At 73.6% G+C, this 16,045-nt stretch carries 12 protein-coding genes and 3 pseudogenes; 11 read left to right on the top strand and 4 right to left on the bottom strand.

The window, feature by feature from the left end; translation table 11 throughout:
• Positions 1-1,020: 1,020 nt before the first annotated feature.
• The 5 genes and pseudogenes from ACIQV3_RS27400 (at position 1,021) to ACIQV3_RS27380 (ending at position 6,402) form a co-directional block, all read left to right on the top strand.
• Complete coding sequence (locus ACIQV3_RS27400) at positions 1,021-1,956, top strand: FUSC family protein (RefSeq protein WP_403716312.1); 936 nt, start codon at positions 1,021-1,023, stop codon at positions 1,954-1,956.
• A 318-nt stretch (positions 1,957-2,274) separates the two neighbouring features.
• Positions 2,275-2,430 (top strand): hypothetical protein, encoded by a 156-nt coding sequence (locus ACIQV3_RS27395; protein WP_403716310.1) that lies wholly within the window; start codon positions 2,275-2,277, stop codon positions 2,428-2,430.
• A gap of 223 nt (positions 2,431-2,653) precedes the next feature.
• Complete coding sequence (locus ACIQV3_RS27390; RefSeq protein ID WP_403716307.1) at positions 2,654-4,150, top strand: UDP-N-acetylmuramoyl-L-alanyl-D-glutamate--2,6-diaminopimelate ligase; 1,497 nt, start codon at positions 2,654-2,656, stop codon at positions 4,148-4,150.
• Positions 4,151-4,674: 524 nt separating this feature from the next.
• Positions 4,675-5,226, top strand: a pseudogene (locus tag ACIQV3_RS27385) (carbohydrate binding domain-containing protein); the annotation flags it as partial.
• Between the two features lie 132 nt (positions 5,227-5,358).
• A complete protein-coding gene (locus ACIQV3_RS27380) occupies positions 5,359-6,402 on the top strand; it encodes a chitinase (protein ID WP_403716551.1) in 1,044 nt (347 codons plus the stop codon).
• A gap of 101 nt (positions 6,403-6,503) precedes the next feature.
• Here the strand turns inward: ACIQV3_RS27380 and ACIQV3_RS27375 are convergent, their stop codons facing one another.
• Together ACIQV3_RS27375 and ACIQV3_RS27370 are read right to left on the bottom strand one after the other, a co-directional pair.
• Positions 6,504-7,910, bottom strand: a complete 1,407-nt coding sequence (locus ACIQV3_RS27375; protein WP_403716305.1) for an amidohydrolase family protein — start codon at positions 7,908-7,910, stop codon at positions 6,504-6,506.
• 135 nt (positions 7,911-8,045) lie between these two features.
• The gene (locus ACIQV3_RS27370; protein WP_403716303.1) at positions 8,046-9,377 is read right to left on the bottom strand and encodes an FAD-dependent oxidoreductase; all 1,332 of its coding nucleotides are present in this window, start codon (positions 9,375-9,377) and stop codon (positions 8,046-8,048) included.
• A gap of 177 nt (positions 9,378-9,554) precedes the next feature.
• Here ACIQV3_RS27370 and ACIQV3_RS27365 point away from each other — a divergent pair, with 177 nt between their 5' ends.
• The 5 genes from ACIQV3_RS27365 (at position 9,555) to ACIQV3_RS27345 (ending at position 14,815) form a co-directional block, all read left to right on the top strand.
• Complete coding sequence (locus ACIQV3_RS27365) at positions 9,555-9,932, top strand: hypothetical protein (protein ID WP_403716301.1); 378 nt, start codon at positions 9,555-9,557, stop codon at positions 9,930-9,932.
• Positions 9,933-10,329: 397 nt separating this feature from the next.
• A complete protein-coding gene (locus tag ACIQV3_RS27360; protein ID WP_403716298.1) occupies positions 10,330-10,884 on the top strand; it encodes a hypothetical protein in 555 nt (184 codons plus the stop codon).
• Positions 10,885-11,222: 338 nt separating this feature from the next.
• A complete protein-coding gene (locus ACIQV3_RS27355; RefSeq protein ID WP_403716296.1) occupies positions 11,223-13,424 on the top strand; it encodes an MMPL family transporter in 2,202 nt (733 codons plus the stop codon).
• A 64-nt stretch (positions 13,425-13,488) separates the two neighbouring features.
• A complete protein-coding gene (locus ACIQV3_RS27350) occupies positions 13,489-14,391 on the top strand; it encodes an oxygenase MpaB family protein (RefSeq protein WP_403716294.1) in 903 nt (300 codons plus the stop codon).
• 28 nt (positions 14,392-14,419) lie between these two features.
• Positions 14,420-14,815: a hypothetical protein gene (locus ACIQV3_RS27345; protein ID WP_403716292.1), complete on the top strand. Its 396-nt coding sequence runs from the start codon at positions 14,420-14,422 to the stop codon at positions 14,813-14,815.
• A gap of 135 nt (positions 14,816-14,950) precedes the next feature.
• Here ACIQV3_RS27345 and ACIQV3_RS27340 read toward each other — a convergent pair.
• Together ACIQV3_RS27340 and ACIQV3_RS27335 are read right to left on the bottom strand one after the other, a co-directional pair.
• Positions 14,951-15,016: pseudogene (locus ACIQV3_RS27340) on the bottom strand (hypothetical protein); the annotation flags it as partial.
• Between the two features lie 25 nt (positions 15,017-15,041).
• A pseudogene (locus tag ACIQV3_RS27335) lies at positions 15,042-15,271 on the bottom strand (transcriptional regulator); the annotation flags it as partial.
• 295 nt (positions 15,272-15,566) lie between these two features.
• Between ACIQV3_RS27335 and ACIQV3_RS27330 the strand changes: the two are divergent.
• Positions 15,567-16,007, top strand: coding sequence for a hypothetical protein (locus tag ACIQV3_RS27330; protein WP_403716290.1), 441 nt, complete (start codon positions 15,567-15,569; stop codon positions 16,005-16,007).
• The last annotated feature ends 38 nt before the right edge of the window (positions 16,008-16,045 follow it).

Genomic DNA, 16,045 nt, shown 5'->3' with positions numbered 1-16,045 from the left:
TGCTGCCGGTGATCTCCGCGCTGACCCTCGGTGTCACGAGCTTCCTGAGCTACCTCACCGGCGGCCACCTCCCGCTCTTCCTCCTCCTGGTCGCCTTGTGGACGTTCCTGGGAGGCATGGCCTGGTCGCTGGGAGCCAACGCCGGCAGCCTCGGCACGACCAACGCCGCCGTGATGCTGGTGACCGTGACCCTGCCGGCCACCGTCACGCAGTCCCTGGGGCAGGCCGCGCTGATGACCGCGGGCGGACTTGTGCAGGCGGCCCTGGTGGTGCTCTTCCCCATCCGCCGCTGGGGGCGCCACCGCGACGCGCTCGCCGACGCCCTGGACGCCGAGGCCGGCTACGCCCGTGACCTGTGCGAGGACCCCACCGCCCCGTTCACCCCGGGCCCCTTCGCCCAGGCCCGGGAAGCGGCCTCCCTCAGCCCCCGCCAGATGCGCCGCCGCCCGGCCCAGCTGCACGGCGCGCGGGGCCTGGTCGAGCGGATGCGCCCGGTGCTCGCCGCGCTCGCCGACCCCGCCGTCACCGGCGGCCCGCAGGACGGCCCCGCCCGCGCCCGGGCCCACGAACTGCTCGGCGCGGCGGCCGAGATCCTGGACACGGCGGCCGAAGCGATCCGCCGCGGCCGCCCCGCGGAACTCCCGCCCCGGGCCCTCGCCGCCATCGAGGTCCCCCCGGGCGGTCCCGTACTCACCGGCGCGGCCGAACAGGCGGCCACCCGGCTGCGCGCCCTGCTCCGCGACATCGCCGAGTCGGCCTGCGGCGAACAGGCCGGGCCCGCGGCGATCGCGGCGGCGGGGCCGGCGGGAGTCGAGGGCCGGATGAGGGGGACACGCTGGTACGCCCTCCCCTCCGCGAGGAGGCGAAGAGCGCCGTCCGGACCGTACGCGGACAACTGCACCACGACTCCCCGGTGTTCCGGCGCGCGGTCCGCGCCACCGTCGTCGTCGTGGCCGGCGACCTCATCGGCCGGGCCCTGCCGGGCACGCCTACTGGGTCCCGCGTGTCGCCCTCCTGATCATGCGGCCGGGCTTCTCCCACACCTACGGCCGTGCCGCGGCCCGCCTCGGCGGCACCGTCGTCGGCCTGATCATCGCCGGCGCCCTCGTGGAACTCGCCCACCCCGGCCCTCTCGTGTCCGGGACCCTCTCGGTGATCTGCGGCGGGCTGATCCTGCTGTTCCTGTACACCGGCTACGCACCCGTCCAGGCGGCCGCCTCCGCGTACACCGTCTTCACCCTCGCGATGGCGGGCGTGGGCCTCGAACAGTCGGTGCCCGCACGGCTCATCCTGACCCTCATCGGCGGAGGGCTGGCCATGCTCGCCTACGCCCTCTACCCCGCCTGGGAGACCCCCAGGCTGCGCACCCGCCTCGCCGACTGGATCAAGGCGGACCTCGTCTACGCCGCCACGGTCGTGGGCCACTACGCCGACCCCACGCGGCAGTCCGCCCGGGAGACCCGCGAAGCCGTGCTGGCCGGCCGTGCCGCCGTCCTCGCCTGGCGCGACGCCATGGCCCTGGCGGAGAAGGAACCCGTACGCCAACGCGGCCTCTCCCGCACCACGGAGGCCGGCGCCGAAGCGGCCCTCGCCGACTTCGCCCACGTCACCATGCTCCTGGAAGCCCACCTGCCCGAACCCGGCGGCCCCCGCCGCCCCCCGGCCGCCATCCTGGCCTCCGCGTTGCGGCAGTCGGCCGAGGACGCGGACCGCGCGGTGCGCGACCACCGCGTCCCGACCTGGGAACCGGTCCGCACCGCTCTCGACAGCCGGCACGTCGATGATCCCGGGGACCCGCGGGCCCCCGATGGTCCCGGGGACGAGACGGACCGCATGCTGCACCGTGCCGGAGGCCTGCTCCTCGCCGCCCTGGAGGAGCTCTCGACCGCCCTGGAGTACGCCTCGCCCCCCATGACCACCACTGGCGCGCCACCCCGAACCGAGGCACGGGCATGACCTGTCACGGTCGCCGGCCGTCCGGCTCCCGGTGGTTTCCGGGGGAGAGCGAACGATCGTGCCGGCCCCGCGGGGCACTCCCGCAAACGGGATCGACGATCCCCGGCTCGTGACCACTGCGGTACGGGTCCCGGAGCAGATGGAGGGGATCCGGCCCGCACGGGGTTCCACGCCGGTCCCCACGGGCCGCAGGCCCTCGACACGCAGGTCACCGGCACGGCGGGCCGCATCGAAGTCACCGGCCGGCCCGGTACCGCCGGGGCGGTGCACCCCGCCCGCGCGGCGTTCGGACCGGGCGGGCGCACGTACACTCGGCCCATGAGCCGCACACGGCGTGACACGGGGGCGAGCCTGCCGCAGGCCGACCCCGGCGTGCGCGCGGCCGCCGCGGGCCGGACGGGCATCAGCCGCCGGACCGCCGCCGACGCCAAGGCCCCGACGGTCGGCCGCGGCGTCCTGCACGGCCACGGCTAGCGCTCTCCCACCGCGCCCGGGCCCCGTCTCCCCCGCCGCACCATCCCCGGCGACGGGATCTGCCCCGGCAGCCCGGCCCGATCGCGGAGCCCGGCCCGGCCCCGTCGCCTCCAGGGCGACGCATCGCCCTCCCGTCCCACCACCGCGGTCCCGACGCTCCGTCGGCGCCGCCACCCAGGTCAAGGCCGTGCGCCGGGCCGTAGCTGCCTCCGAAGGGACCACCGTGAAGTTGAGCGGGTTGCTGACCGGCCATGAACACCACGTCATCCAGGGCGACACCGAGTCGACGGGGATCACCGCGGGCACCACCTTCGACGTCGACCGGGTGGTGCCGGGCTCGCTCTTCATCGCGGTACCCGGCCACCACGGCGGCGGCCCCGCGTCCATCGGTGCGGCGCTCGCGCGCGGTGCGGTGGCGGTGCTCGTCGACGAGGCGGGCGCCGCCGCCGCACCGTCCGGGCGCGAACTGCGGCCGTCGGTGTGCCTCGTACGGGTCCGCGACACCCGCAAGGCGGCAGCCGTCGTCTCCTCCCGCTACTTCGGCGAGCCGGGCCGCCACATGGACATGGTGGCGGTCACCGGGACCAACGGGAAGACCTCCATCTCCTACATGGTCGAGTCGCTCCTCAAGATCTCCGAGGGAGCCTCGGTGGGCGTGATCGGGACGGCGGGCAGCCGGATCGGCGACGAGATGATCCCGATGCCGCCCACGGTGCTGACCACACCGGAATCGCCCGACCTGCAGTACCTCTTGGGCCGCATGCGGGACCAGGGCGCCGGCAGCGTGGTGCTGGAGGCCACCTCGATGGCCCTGCAGACGTACCGGATGGACCGGACGTTCGTCGACGTCGGCGTCTTCACGAACCTGACCCAGGATCATCTGGACGACCACGGCACGATGGCCCGCTACACGGAAGCCAAGATGCGGCTGTTCCAGGGGCTGTGCCGGCATGCGGTGGTCAACGCGGATGACGTCGTGGGTGCCGGGATCCGGGCGATGATGCCCGGCGCGGTGACGACGTACGGCCTCGACGAGGAGGCCGACTTCAGGGCCACCGACCTGACGGCCGACGCCTCGGGCACGCGGTTCACGCTGCACCACGACGGCGGTGCTTACCCGGCACAGATCCCGGTCCCGGGCCGGTTCTCCGTGTCCAACGCCCTGGCGGCCGTGGCGGCCTGCCGGGTTCTGGGGCACGACCTGGGCGGACTGGTCGCCGCGCTCGCCCGGATGCCGTCCGTACCGGGCCGGTTCGAGCGGTTCGTCACCCCCGCCGGCACCTCCGTCATCGTGGACTACGCGCACTCGCCCGACTCCCTGGACAAGGTCCTCACCGCCATCCGGGGCTTCGCCCGGGGCCGCGTCATCACGGTCTTCGGCTGCGGCGGCGACCGCGACACCACCAAGCGCGCCGAGATGGGCCGCATCGCCGGCGCTCATTCCGACCTGTGCGTCCTGACCTCGGACAACCCCCGCACGGAGGACCCCGAGGCGATTCTCGACCAGATCGCGGTCGGCATCGAGAGCACGGGCACACCGTACGAGCGCGCCGCCGACCGGCGCCGGGCCATCGACTTCGCGCTCTGCGAGGCCCGGCCCGAAGACATCGTCCTGATCGCCGGAAAGGGCAGCGAACCGCACCAGATCGTGGGCGAGGACCTGATCCCGTTCAGCGACATGGCGACCGTGCGCGACCTCGCCTCCCGGCTGCTCCCCTGAGGGCACAGCCTCAGGATCCGGTCGGTGGCGCCGGCCGGCATCAGGGGAGGAGCCTCGTGCCACCGCCGGCCTCACCGGGGACGATCCGCGCCTCGACCAGACGACTGCGGTCCCACGCCCAGTACGCGATCTCCACGAATACGTAGGCCGCGGCCGCGAGGACCGCCCACCGGGGCGTCGGATCCCGCCCCCCGCAGCGCCGGGCCGAAGAGGCCGGTGCAGCACGCCGCCACCGCCATGCGCCGCGGGCGCGTCGCGGTTCGCATGCTCTTGTCCGCCGCGTCCCAGAGCAGATCCCCGCCGGGCTGCCATCCGGCCATCATGGGCACCGGCCATCCCTCCTGGGAAGGGCCGACCGGGCCTACCGCGCGCCCGCGCCCGATCCTTGGTATTGGTCCAGACCTATTGACCGGCCGGGTCGTTGCTCCTACGATCCGGTCGGCACAGCCCCACCTGTCCTCACCTCACCCCCATGCCGGGCGTCACGCCCCCACGCGTCGTCATGCCCCTGACGCCCGGCGGGAATGGAGCGCACCATGTTCCGTCGGAGATCACGTACTCCGCACCCGCCGGCCGACAGCGGCCCCCGCAGGGACCGGAGCGGCCGCGCCCCGCGCGGAGCGACCGTCATGAACCGCACCCTCGCCGGGGTGAGCGCCGCCGCCGTCATCGGTGCGGGCATCGCCGCGGCCGGGGCCGTCACGGCCGGCGCCGCGACGGCCGGGGACGTCGCCCCCAACCTGGTGGTCAACTCCGGCTTCGAGAAAGGCCTTTCCGCCTGGACCTGCTCGGCGGGAACCGGGGTGGCCGTCGGCAGTCCGGTCCGCTCCGGCACCTCCGCGCTCAAGGCCACGCCGAGCGGCCAGGACAACGCCCGGTGCTCCCAGACCATCAGCGTGCAGCCCAACTCGCAGTACACGCTGAGTGCTCACGTCCAGGGCAGCTACGTGTATCTCGGTGCCACCGGTTCCGGGATCACCGGTTCCCCGTCCACCTGGACACCGAGCAGCCCTTCGTACGGCCAGCTCAGCGTCGGCTTCACCACCGGGGCGAGCACGACCTCGGTGACCGTCTACCTGCACGGCTGGTACGGGCAGCCCGCGTACCACGCCGACGACGTCTCGCTCGTCGGCCCGGGCGGCAGCAGCCCCACGCCGACGACCGCGCCGCCCACCACGGTGCCGCCGACCACGCCGCCGCCCACGACCGTGCCTCCCACCACCCCGCCGCCGACGACCGTCCCCCCGACCACCGCGCCTCCCACCACCGCGCCTCCCACCACCGCCCCGCCCGGTGAGACCTGCGCCACGAAGCCCAAGCCGTCGGGCAAGGTCCTCCAGGGCTACTGGGAGAACTGGGACGGCGCCGCGAACGGCGTTCACCCGGGCATGGGCTGGGTGCCCATCACGGACAGCCGGATAGCCGCGCACGGTTACAACGTCATCAACGCCGCGTTCCCGGTGATCCTTTCGGACGGCACCGTCCAGTGGCACGACGGCATGGACAGCGGTGTCAAGGTCGCCACCCCCGCCGAGATGTGTCAGGCCAAGGCGGCCGGAGCGACGATCCTGATGTCGATCGGCGGCGCCACCGCCGGCATCGACCTGAGTTCCAGCACCGTCGCCGACAGGTTCGTGGCGACCGTCGTGCCGATCCTCAAGAAGTACAACTTCGACGGCATCGACATCGACATCGAGACCGGCCTCACCGGAAGCGGCAACATCAACACGCTGTCGGCATCCCAGTCCAACCTGATCCGGATCATCGACGGGGTGCTGGCCCAGATGCCCGCGGGCTTCGGCCTGACGATGGCTCCCGAAACCGCGTACGTCACCGGCGGAAGCGTCACCTACGGGTCGATCTGGGGCTCCTACCTGCCGATCATCAAGAAGTACGCCGACAACGGCCGGCTGTGGTGGCTGAACGTGCAGTACTACAACGGCAGCATGTACGGCTGCTCCGGCGACTCCTACCAGGCCGGCACCGTGCAGGGCTTCACCGCCCAGACCACCTGCCTGAACAACGGCCTGACGATCCAGGGCACCACCATCAAGGTCCCCTACGACAAGCAGGTGCCCGGCCTGCCGGCCCAGCCCGGCGCGGGCGGCGGCCACATGACGCCGAGCCTGGTCAGCCAGTCGTGGAACGCCTTCGGCGGTTCGCTGAAGGGGCTCATGACCTGGTCCATCAACTGGGACGGCTCGAAGGGCTGGACCTTCGGCGACAACGTCAAGTCCCTCCAGGGGCGTTGACCACACCCTCCTGATCTCCAGGGGGATGCGGAAATGAGTGACGAGGGCCCCGGGGGAAGCGTCAATCGCCCCCCGGGGCCCTGCTGTTCGCACGGTTCGGCTCAGGACGCGGCGCGCAGACGGGTGGCCGCGGACTCCGCTTCCCGTACGACCCGGTCGGTGTCGATGCCGACGAGGCGGCCGTCGAGTTTGAGGGGACGGCCGTCCACGAAGACCGCGCGGACGTTCTCCGGGCGGCCGTTGAAGACGATCTGGTTGATCCAGTCGAAGCGCGGCGCGAAGTTGAGGGCGGCGGGGTCGATCACGATGACGTCGGCGCGCTTGCCGGGGCTCAGGGATCCCACCGTGTCGGCCGTGCCGATCGCCTCGGCGCCGCCGAGGGTGGCCAGCCGCAGGACGTCCCGCACCTGGGGGAACACCGAGGTGTCCAGCGAGCGTGCGCGCTGGAGACCGATGGCCGCCTTCATGAGGGCGAAGAAGTCGGAGGTGTCGTTCGTCCCGCCGTCCTGGCCGAGCCCGGCCTTGACGCCGCGTCGGCCGAGGTCCGGCAGCCGCATGATCCCCGAGCCGAGGCGCATGTTGCTGAGCGGGCAGTGGGCGACCCGTACGTCGTGCGCGGCGAGCGCTGAGATCTCGTCGTCGGTGAGGTGGATCGCGTGGTTCATGAGCAGCCGCGGACCCAGTGCCCCGATGTCCGTGAGGGTGCCGATCGGGTCGTCCGCGCGCTGCTCGGCGCGTTCGAGGACGTGGCTGTTGAGCATGATTCCGAGGTCGCGGGCGATCTCCCAGTGCACGTGGTTGAGGCCCTTGATGGGCCGCGCCGCGTGGGTGGCCACCTGCGCCGAGGCGAGGGGGAGCGGGTCGATGAGCTCCTTCTTCGTCCGGGCGATCAGCGCGGCTTCCCGCTCGGCCTGGAACATCGCGTAGGTGAAGCGCACGCCCGTGTCGGCCAGGGCCCGTACGTACTGGACCGTCGTGTCGTACGGGAGGGCGTCCACCCAGTCCACGAGCGTGGTCACGCCGGACTGGAGGGAATCCAGGGCGCCGAGACGCACGAAGCGGTACATGTCCGCGGGCCCGATCCGGGAGAACGTCGCCCGGTTGCAGTCGGCCAGCCATCCGAAGAGGTCGCGGTCCGCGCAGCCGCCCCGCATCGAGGACTGCCACAGGTGGGTGTGCACGTCCACGAATCCCGGCATCACCAGGTGGCCCGAGGCATCGATCACCTGCGTGCCGGGTGGTACGGGCAGCCGATTGCCCACGGCCGCGATGGCGCCGTCCCGCATGAGGACGTCCGCATGCTCGACCGTACCCAGCGGGCCGTCGCCGAGGGCGGGGTCCATGGTGAGCACGAGCGAGGCGTTCCTGAGTACGACGGCCCGGCCCGGGGGTGTTCCCCCGGGCGGGCGGCTCCTTCCGGCGCCCAGGACGAGCGGAGCGGCGGCGGCCATCCCGAGGCCGCCCAGGACGCCGCGACGGCTGGGTGCCCCCGGCTTCGGCGCGGGCACACGGGTTTCCGGTAAGGGGAACGAGGCGGGTTCGGGACACTCGCTGAGCGGGTTCATGGCTTGTGGCCTCCCAACGCACGAGGGCGGAATCGGCCCTGGCCCGCGCTGACAGGGGGTCAGGTGAAGGCGGGCGGGCTAGATGAATCGTCCGACGGGCCCATGGCTTTCCGATAGAGGTGCGTCAACATTTTGTAGAACGGGCCTTCCTCGCGGGGAGTCGGGTGCCGCCGAGCCGCCGCGGATCGATTCCGCCGGCGGCCGCTCGCGCAGCGCCCCGTACGCGATGAAGTAGGCCGGCACCCGGTTCAGCCACCGGGAGTCGGTGGCGAGCTCCGCCAGCCGCTCCGCCGCCCGCGGATGGCCGAACGCGGTCCGCCCGGCCAGCAGCGGTTCGATGACCTGCGCGTGGGCCAGGCGCTGCAGGCCCTGGGTGGCCACCGTCGTGGGCATGCGGCGGCGCTGTACGCGGCGCACGTCGCGCAGCCCCACGGATCCCGAGCGCAGCGGTCCCACGAGGTGGCGGGCCGCGGCCACCGCGTCCTGCACGGCGAGGTTGATGCCGATGCCGAACACCGGTGACATGGCGTGCGCGGCGTCGCCGATGCACAGCAGCCCCGGCCGGTGCCACCGGCGCAGCCGGTCCAGCCGTACGTCGAGCAGCTTGACCTCGTCCCAGGAGGCGACCGAGTGTTCCCGGCCGGCCAGCCACGGGACGGCCCGCGCGAACCGGGCCATGAACCGGTCCAGGCCTTCCGCGCGGAGCTCGGCGTCGGTTCCCTTGGGGATGAGCCCGGCGATCTGCCAGTAGTCCCCGCGGTCGGTGAGCGCGCTGAAGAACCGTTCGCCCAGGCCTCCGACGAGCCCGCTGGGATCGCCCTCGTGGCGCGGCATCCGGAACCACCAGGCGTCCATCGGGCAGGGGAAGCTCTCCAGGCCGAGCTCGGGCAGCGCCCTGGCGAAGGATCCGCGGCCGTCGCAGGCCACGGTCAGCGTGGCCCTGAGCTCACCGGTGGCGCCGTCCGCGGTGCGGTACCGCACACCGGTGACCCGGCCGTGTTCCTTCAGGAAGGACGTCGCCTCGGTGTTCATGCGCAGCCGGAAGGAGGGTTCCTTCCCCGCCTCGTCGGCGAGCAGGTCGAGCAGGTCCCACTGCGGCACCATCGCGATGTAGTTGTACTTGCCGGGCAGCGCCCCGATGTTCCCGATCGTGACGAGCGAGCGGTCCGGCCCGATGGGCAACTGCACGGAGGTCACCCGCCGCTGGGGCAGCCGCGCGAACCGCTCGGCGAGGCCGATGTCGTCCAGCAGCGACAGGGTGGACGGGTGCACGGTGTCGCCGCGGAAATCCCGCAGGAAGTCGCCGTGCTTCTCCAGTACGGTGACCTCCACCCCGGCCCGGGCCAGCAGCAGGGCCAGCACCATCCCGGCGGGCCCGCCTCCCACCACACAGCAGGTCGTACGCTCCACGGCAACGCGTCCCTTCGCAGGTCTCGGCCCGGCCCGCCGAGGCGTTCCCCGCCCATCCCGGCCCGTCGCCGCTCGTCCTCTTGCCGGGGCGGTCGGACTCGCCGACGATGCTGCAGGGCCCCTTCGGGCCCGGTTCCACCGGGCCCTTGGCGGGGCACCAAATCATAGGGGGATACAGTGACGAACCAGAGCATTCCGAGGAAGCGTTCCCGTGCGGCGGTGGCCGCGCTGGTACCGCTCTTCGTGCTCGCGGGCCTGCTGCTGGGCCCGGCGGCGAGCGCCACGGCGGCCGCGTCGGCCCCGTCGGCCGCCCGTCAGGCTCCCGCGGCCGCGGCCCTCCCGCGGGGCCCCCTCCTGGCCGGCGCCGGTGCGGTGACGGTACTCCGGGCGCCGGAGTCCTCCCGGGCTCAGGCCGCCACCGGCAACAAGAAGAAAAAGAAGAGCAAGAAGAAGGGCGGGCTGTTCAAGAGCCTCTTCATCGTCGTGCTCCTCGTCATCGTGGTGCTCGTCATCGTGTTCGGCGTCCGCATGCTCCTGCGCCGCAGGTCTTCCTAGCCCGGGAGCCGACGAGCCCCCGGGCCGTTCCTGCAACCCGCCCAGCCCTAAAACCCGTACGGCACTTCGGCGCGGTTCATGCCGCGATGGCCGAGCCTTGGCCGCGGGGCGGGCGCGGGGTCCGTGCGGTACGGCCGGGAGACGAGCGGGAGCAGTCCGGGCAGGAGGAGGCCGGGGCCCCGGGTCCGGAGGCGGACGAACGGCCCGTTGCGCAGCAGGCTCGAGGCCGTTCCTTCCCCGACGGTGTCCGGGAAGTCCTGCGGGCCGGCGGGCCGAACAGGTCCGGGACGCGCCGTCAGATGTGGCGAGGCGGGCGAGCCGCACCGGATCGAGCCGGTTGCCGCGGCTGTCAGGCACCCCTGTGGATGCTCCGCGGCGTCGTCAGTGGCCCCGCCTAATGTCCCGTTCACGTACCCTGCGCGCCTCCCTCTTCGGGCAGGCTCTGCTGCGGGTACGCCGTGACGCCGCCGCCGTTCCCGCCGCGGCCGCACTCGGCACACCGGAGGGGGACAGGCTGGCCGCCTGGCTCGGCGAGGCCGGAGAGCCCGCGGCCCTCACCCGCCGCACCGCGTCGGCCGTACCGTACGCGTACGGGGAGACCCCGGCGCGCCTCGTGCTCGACACGGGGGAACGCACCACCGTGCTGCGGGCCAACCGGCTCGCCGACTCGCTGCGCACGGCCGCCGCGACCGGCGCCTGCGCGACCACCTGGGCCGTTCTGGCCTCGGTGCTCCCCGCGCTGCTCACCGGCACGGTCGACCCGAGGGGCGCCGGGGACCTCCTCGCGACGGCCGCCGGCTGCGTGGAGCAGTCGGGAGCGGCGTCGCCCGAACCCCCGGGCCTCGCCGAGGTCGCCGTCCGGCCCGGCCGCTCCCGCCTGGTCACCCAGGCCGCCCGCCTCCGCGACGCCCTCCGGCGCAACGCGCGGGGCCCGGCCGCGGGGGGTCGATAACGGGACCCCTGAGCTGCTCCGGCCCCCGGAGCTGCCACGGGCCCGGCAAGATCCGAAGGAGACGGCCAAGCCGCCGCACGCTTCGCCGACGACCATCCGGAACTCACCGTAACCAGCATGCACCTGCTCGCCCTCGGGCACCGGCTTCCGGGAAGGGCCGGTCCGCATCCGTAGCGGCCCTTCCCGGAGAAGACGGGGATACGGGCGAACAGCGCCGGCCCTCGCGGCCGACGCACCGCCGGTCGTCGCCGGCGCGACGCCGGTCGTCCGACCCGTCTCCGTCACGAGACGGTCACCTGTCGAGAGGGATCGACGGATCGATGGATTCCCGGAGCGTCATGTCTGCCTCATCACGGTTCACCCGATGGCTGGTCCCCGCCGTCCTGCTCGTCGCGTGGCTGCTCGTCGGAGGCGGGCTGGGCCCGTACGCGGGGAAGCTCGGCGAGGTGGCCACCAACGACCAGACCGCCTTCCTGCCCCGCAGCTCCGAGTCCACCAGGGTCGTCGAGGCGCAGAAGGCCTTCCGGCAGGGTGAGAGCCTGCCGGCGATCGTCGTCTGGACGGCGAAGACGCCCGGCGCGAAGCTGGGTCCTGAGCAACAAGCCGCCGCCGCACGGGCCCTGGCCGGTCTGGGCGGAGCCGGGCTGCCGTCTGGCGACTCCTTCTCCACCGGCCCCGCCTCCGCCGCCGTTCTTTCCGCCGACGGCCTGGCGCTGCGGGGCGTCGTACCGCTCAAGCCCGATCTCGGGGAGGAGCTGCCCCGCACCCTGGAGGAGATCGAGGCGACCGCGGGGCAGGTCCCGGGCACCGTCGCGCAGGTGGCCGGCCCGGCGGCGAGCCAGGCGGATCTCGCCGATGCCTTCGCCGGAATCGACGGACTCCTGCTGGCCGTCGCCCTCACCGCCGTCCTGCTGATCCTCCTGCTGGTCTACCGCAGCCTGCTGCTCCCGGTGGTGATCATCGTGGGGGCGGTGTTCGCCCTGGGACTCGCCTGCGCGATCGTCTACGTACTGGCCGACCGGGGCACCGTCCGCGTCGACGGACAGGTGCAGGGCATCCTCTCGATCCTCGTGATCGGCGCCGCCACCGACTACGCGCTCCTCCTCACGGCACGCTTCCGCGAGGAGCTCCAGGCCGGCCAGGACCGCTTCGCCGCAGTCCGTTCGGCCCTGCGCCGGTCGGTCGGCCCCGTCACCGCGAGCGCGGGCACCGTCGCGCTCGGCCTGCTCGCCCTGCTGCTGAGCGACCTCACCAACAACCGCGCCCTCGGCCCGGTGGGGGCGATCGGCATCGTGTGCGCGGTGCTGAGCACCCTCACCTTCCTTCCCGCCGTCCTCGTCCTGCTCGGCCGGGCCGCCTACTGGCCCGCCAAGACCGGCCACACCGCCGGCCACACCGTCGGGGACGGCGCCGGCCACACCGCCGGCCCCACCGCCGGGGACGGCGCCGGCCACACCGCCGGCCCCACCGTCGGGGACGGCGCCGGCCACGGGATCTGGAGGACCGTGGCGGCCGTGGTCGACCGTGCCCCGCGCAAGGTCTGGGCCCTCAGCCTCGCCGTCCTCCTCGCCTGTGCGGCCTTCGCCCCCACGCTCAACGCCAAGGGCGTGCCGCTGGACGAGACCTTCGTGAACGACGCCCCGTCGGTGGCCGCCCAGCGGACCCTGAGCGCGCACTTCCCCGGGGGATCGGGCAGTCCGGCCGTGGTGATCGCGGACGCCGGCCGACTCGACGAGGTGGCGCGGGCTGCGGAGCGTACCGAGGGTGTCGCCGCCGTCACCCCCTTCACCGCACCCGGGCCGCCGGGCGGCGCACCGCTCGTGGCGGACGGGAGGGTCCGCCTCGACGCCACGCTCGAAGCACCCGCGGACAGCAGGGCGGCGCAGCAGACCGTGGTCCGGCTGCGTCAGGCGGTCCACGCCGTACCGGATGCGGACGCCATCGTCGGCGGCCGCAGTGCGCAGCAGTACGACACCCAGCGCACCGCCGAGCAGGACCGCATGCTCATCATCCCCGTCGTCCTGATGATCATCCTGATCATTCTCGTCGGGCTGCTGCGCTCGGTGCTGATGCCCGTCCTCCTGGTGGCGACCGTGGCCCTCAGCTTCGTCGCGACCCTGGGCGTCTCCGCGATCGTGTTCCAGCAGTTCCTCGGGTTCAGCGGGACCGATTCCTCCGTACCGCTCTACGGCTTCGTCTTCCTCGTCGCCCTCGGGGTCGACTACAACATCTTCCTGATGACCCGAGTCCGGGAGGAGTCCCTTCTGCACGGCACCCGCGAGGGAGTGCTGCGAGGACTGGTGGCCACCGGCGGCGTGATCACCTCCGCCGGAGTCGTCCTCGCCGCCACGTTCGCCGCGCTCGGCGTCATCCCGCTGGCGTTCATGCTCCAGATCGCCTTCATCGTCGCCTTCGGGGTGCTCCTCGACACGCTCCTCGTCCGGTCCCTCCTGGTACCGGCCCTCGTCCGGGACATCGGCCCGGCCGCGTGGTGGCCCGGCCGGCTCAGCCGCGACCCCGGCGGGGAGGACCAGTGCTGACGCGAGCCTCCGCCCGGACCCGGGCGGAGCATTGAACCGGGCTCCAGGAGGGCAGGACACCACCATGGACACGTCCTCCGCCGCGGACCGGAGCCTACGGGGGCGGCTCGGTTCGGTGCTTTTCAGCCGCGTGGCGGGACCCTCGGGCCCCGCCAACCGCGCACGGATCCACACGGCACCCGGCCCCCGCTGGTTCGACCCCGATCGCCCCATCCGGACGGTCCACGGTGACGCCTCGATGTTCATCGGAGGCCTCAGCGCCCTCCTGCTCCAGTCCCTGCACCCGCTCGCCATGACCGCCGTGGCAGCGCACTCCGGCTTCCGCGGCGACCCCTGGGGCAGGCTCCAGCGCACCAGCACCTTCCTCGCGGTCACCACCTACGGCACGGCCCAGGACGCACAGCTCGCCGTCGACAGGGTCCGGGCGGTCCACGAACGGGTGGAAGGCACCACGGCGGCGGGCGAGCCCTACCGGGCAGCGGATCCCCACCTGCTGGGCTGGGTGCACGCCGCCGAGGTCGACAGCTTCCTGCGCGCACACGAGCGTTTCGGCGCGCACCCGTTGGACGCGGCCGGATACGACGCCTACGTCGCGGACACCGCGAGGGTGGCAACGGCCCTCGGCGTGGTGGACCCACCCCGCGACCGGGCCGCGCTACGGGCCCTCCTGGCTCAGTACCGGCCGGAGTTGCGGGCCACGCCCGAGGCGCTGGACGCCGCGCGGTTCATCCTCCGCGACCCGCCGCTACCCCGGCCGGCCCGGGCTCCGTACGCGCTGCTCGCGGCGAACGCGATCGCCCTGCTGCCCCCGTGGGCACCGGGGATGCTGGGCCTGCGCCGCGCGACCGCCCCGGTGGACACCTGCGTACTCCTCTCCGGGAAGGCCCTGACACGGGCGATCCGGTGGGCGATGGCCCCGCCGCCCCAGCCGCTGTCCCCGGCCGGTGGCGAAGGGCGCCCACGGTGAGCTCCGCGGCGGCGGATGGCGTTCGGGCGTGGCGATGACGGACCAGCGCGTCGAGCTGACGGTGCGTGAACTGCGGCTACGGCGCAAGCGGTTGGCGATGGAGAAGGTGAACTTGCCGCACGTGGCGCGGCTGTGGCGGGCGGGGCGGTCGACCGCGGACGGCGAGCCGGTGCCGGAGTGGACGCGGTCCGACCGGCTGGTGCGGGTACCGCTGCGGGACGGCCGGGCGTTCGGCGTCGAGTTCCGTGCCCCGGCCGCGTTCGCCAAGGTCTTCGGCGCCTTCGCGGTCGCGGCGTGCGGCGGGCCGCACATCGTCCGCGCGAGGGCCGCGGCGGAGACCTACCCGGACCCCCGCCCGCCGCGCCCCCGCCACTCGTCCGACGAAGCGGGCTCCTGGCCGGACACCCTGGACATCTTCAGCTGAAAGCCGTGCGCGGCACCGGACCGGCCTCCGGTCCCACCGCCCTCCCGTGACGGGGCCGACCGGAGCCTCAGAGGGCCCGCGCTCCCGGACGCGGGTGAGCCCGGCCCGCAGTGCGTCCGGGGCGGTGATCGGGTGGGCGGTGCGCGATGTGAGGCCGCCGGCCAGATAGGCGTCGAGGAACGCCGCGCAACAACGGGCCAGGTACGCGTGGCCGTTCGCGGACGCGTGCGCTCAGGACGAGGTCCTGGTCCCCGAGGGCCAGCCACAGCCGTCCGTAGAGGACGCACAGCCATTCGTACCCGTCGTGGGAGACCTGCCGCGGCCGCTCCGGCGGCGCGCCGACGGCGGGCAGGACGTGCTTGTGGGCGTGCAGACCCCCACGTACCGGGTCAGCGGCAACACCGCCTTGTCGTCGTCGCCGGGCCGCCACGGTACGGGCCTGCGCGGTCCGGCCGCCGCGACGGCCGCCGGCCCGCGCCTGGCTCGCCTGCCTCGACGGCTGCACCGCCCATCGGGCCGGCCGCCACGCGGTCCGCGCAGGCCGGGGAACGGCTTGGACTCGGCCGCCGAGCCCGCCGTGCTCCGGCTCCTCGCGGGAAAATCCGCGGGGAAACTCGTTCTATCGGCCGATCGAGTCAGCCACCCGCCCTGCCGGACTGACCACACGGTCCGCACGCGTCGAGCACGCGCCGCCCGCTCTCCCGGCGGGCCCTGGTGCACGGGGTGGCGGCCGGGCAGGTACTTTGCTCGGATGAGTCTCCTTGATGATGTGGCCGAGCGCGACAACTGGCAGTGCTGGGTGTGTGACGAAGCCGTCGACCCCCACGAGTCGGTGAACGACCCGCGGGGGCCCAGCGTCGACAGCCGGACCACCGACAAGAAGGCCAAGGTCGCCGAGCGGCTCGCGCACCGCGGGTGCAACACCCGCAAGGGCGCGGTCAAGGTGGTCATCGCCTGGCCGGAGCGGCTGTACGTGGTCGAGCCCGCGCCGCTCATCACCGTTGCCGAGAGGCTGGAGCGCAAGGGCGGCCGCGAGATGGTGGGGCGCTGTCCGACCAAGAAGGACGCCCAGGAGACGGCCGACTGGCTGGTGGACCGGTTCTCCCGGCTGGTACCGGGCCTGCCGGTGACCGCGGACATCCAGGCCGGCGGCGGCCAGTTCCTCGTCGTCCTGTCCGCCGGCCGCCGCTGACCGGAGGTTCCCCACCGGATGACCCGCGCCTGACGTTC

This window comes from Streptomyces sp. NPDC099050 (assembly GCF_044759865.1).
Taxonomy (GTDB): Bacteria; Actinomycetota; Actinomycetes; order Streptomycetales; family Streptomycetaceae; genus Streptomyces.
This window is presented reverse-complemented; position numbering and strand designations above follow the sequence as displayed.